Genomic DNA, 2,465 nt, shown 5'->3' with positions numbered 1-2,465 from the left:
TCGAGGCCGCGCTGCCACAGGACGACGGCGTGGCCCTCGATGTCGATGCCGCGCCGGCCGGCCCGGCCCCCGGCCTGTCCGCCGCCCCGGAGCCCGCCGCCCCGGCCGCGCCGTCGACGGTCTGCCACGTGATCGTGCGGGCCGCGAACGACGAGGAACGGGACCTGGCCCAGCGGGTGCTGCGCGACGCCGGCCTGACGCCCCACGAGGTGTGGTCGACCGCCACCGCCGTCTCCTTCGCGGTCGGCACCGACCGGCCCGAGAAGGTGCGCACCGCTCTGGAGCACGCCTCCTTCGGCTGGGCCGTGGTGGCCCCGGGCGAGCCGGACTACCTGATCCACCGGCTGCTCGTGGAGGGCCCCGACGGCCGGCGGTTCGGCATCACCGACGCGCCCGCCCAGCAGCTCACCAGGGACGTCGCCAACGACGTGGTCGCCGAGTACGACCCGGTGTTCCACCAGGCCACCATGCCCACCGTGATCGACCAGATCCAACCGGACGGCCAGGGCCGCCGGCTGGACCCGGAGGCCACGCTGCACGACTCCGGCATCCGCGACGGCGACCGGCTGCGGGTCGGCTTCGAGACCCGGGCCGGGGCGGTCAACCCGCTGGACCGGCAGGACGCGCTCTACCGGGTGCGCAACCAGATCCTCGCCTACGCGGAGAGCCGTCCCGGCATCAGCGTGATGACGGACTCGGCGCTGCTGCCCACCGAGTTCGAGATCGACTTCGCACAGCCGGGCTTCGGCCCGCCCTCGACGCCCGGCGGGGAACCGGTGCGCATCGAGCGGCACACCGTGCGGATCAGCTGCTCCGCCGACTTCCCGGAGACCGCGCCGCGGGTCTACTGGCTCACCCCGGTGTTCCACCCGAACGTCTTCCCCAACTACGACTGCGAGGAGGCGCGCGTCGACCCGGGCGCCCAGGGGCTGGTCTGCCTCGGCCTGCTCGCCGAGTCCTACCAGCCGTCGCTGGACTTCGGGGACCTGTGCCAACTGCTGGTCGACATGGCCGGGTTCCGGAACTACTCGCTGTTCGAGAGCACCGGGGAGCTCCAGGCCGACGGCACGCCCAGGCTCCGGGCGAACTTCTACGACCGGCAGGCGGCGCGGTGGGTGGCGGAGCACCAGGACCGGATCGAGGAGATCAACGGGAGCCTGGTGGAGCCGGTGGTCCGCGACCACCGGCCCTACCCCAACGTGGTCGAACCGCTCGACGGCCGATGAGCGGCCCCGGGGCGGTCGAGGTGGAGCTGTTCCGCGGCGACGGCTACGTCCCCGTCGGGGCGCTGCCGCTGCTCCCGCTGCTGCACGACGTCTTCGCGGCGGCGGTGGGCGGGGCACTGCCCGAGGACGCCCGCTTCGAGCTCTCCTTCCTGCCGGTGCCCGACCCCCGCGAGCCCTCCGGCTCCCCCAGCCTGGTCAACCTGAAGGGCAGTCACGGCTACGTCCGGGTCCGGATCGTCAGCGGCGACCGGGTGCTCTACCAGCACCCGCACACCGTCCGCGAGGTGGTGGGCCGGCCGCTGCGGGAGCTGCTGTCGCGGCGCTTCCCCGAGGAGACGCACTGGGGGTTCGGCGTACGCGGCCCCGGCCTGGAGTCCGTCGCCCTGGTCCGGCCGGCCCCGGAGCCGGAGAAGCAGGTGCGACTGACCGGCAACGGGCCCCGCAGGGGCTGGTTCCAGCTCAACGAGATGGCCGAGCCCGATCCACCGCTCGGCAGCCTGGCCGGGCTGGGCGTGGAGGTCCCGGCCGGCGAGCCGCCGCAGGCGCTGGAGACGGTCCTCCACGAGGCCGTCCACGAGGAGCTGGTGCGCACCCGCCGGTTCTCCGGCGAGGTCGAGGAGGGCGGCTTCCTGGCCGGGTACGTGCACCGCAACCAGGACGCGCCGGACGGCTGGATCGTGGAGGTCAGCGGGGCGGTCCCGGCCGAGCGGACCGGCGCCTCGCTGCTGCACTTCACCTTCACCGGCGAGAGCTACCTGCGCATCGGCGAGGCCCTCACCGCCCGCGGCCTCGGCGAGCAGCTGGTCGGCTGGTACCACACACACCTGTTCCCGGCGACGGACACCTTCGGACTGTCCACCGCCGACGTCGACCTGCACCTCGGCACCTTCCGCCGGGACTGGCAGATCGCCGCGCTGCTCAACGTGGACCGCGACCGCCGGGTGCTGCGCGTCTACCGGCGCGGCCCGGGCCGCCGGATGAGCCTGCTGCGGCACCGGGTGAGGCCCGCGTGAACGCCGTCGAACTCTGCGTCCAGGTCCTGCGCTGGTCCCGGCGGACCGACCGCCCGGCGCCCGCCGGCCCGATCGGCGACCCGGAGGGGCTGCTGGACCCGGCGGGCGAGGCCGGCCCGCTGCTGGCGGAGCTGGTCCGCGACCGCGCGGCGCGTCTGGGCGCGGGACGGCCGCCGTTCGGCGACGCGGGCGCGCCCAGCGCGGCGGCGCTGCTCCTGGCGGCGGC

The 2,465-nt window shown here is 75.0% G+C and carries 3 protein-coding genes; all 3 read left to right on the top strand.

Translation table 11 applies throughout. The annotated features are described in order from the left end of the window. Window positions 1-1,226 (top strand): ubiquitin-conjugating enzyme family protein (locus ABD308_RS13340; protein ID WP_344333008.1); only part of this gene is annotated, 1,226 nt, incomplete at its 5' end. After that, entirely contained in the window at window positions 1,223-2,239 is a 1,017-nt protein-coding gene (locus ABD308_RS13335; RefSeq protein WP_344333006.1) for a JAB N-terminal domain-containing protein, read from the top strand. The genes ABD308_RS13340 and ABD308_RS13335, both read left to right, overlap by 4 nt. Further along, window positions 2,236-2,465 (top strand): hypothetical protein (locus tag ABD308_RS13330; RefSeq protein WP_344333003.1); only part of this gene is annotated, 230 nt, incomplete at its 3' end. The genes ABD308_RS13335 and ABD308_RS13330, both read left to right, overlap by 4 nt.

The organism is Kitasatospora putterlickiae (assembly GCF_039527695.1).
GTDB lineage: Bacteria > Actinomycetota > Actinomycetes > Streptomycetales > Streptomycetaceae > Kitasatospora > Kitasatospora putterlickiae.
Note: the sequence above shows the minus strand (reverse complement) of the source record. Positions and strands in the feature narration are given on the sequence as shown.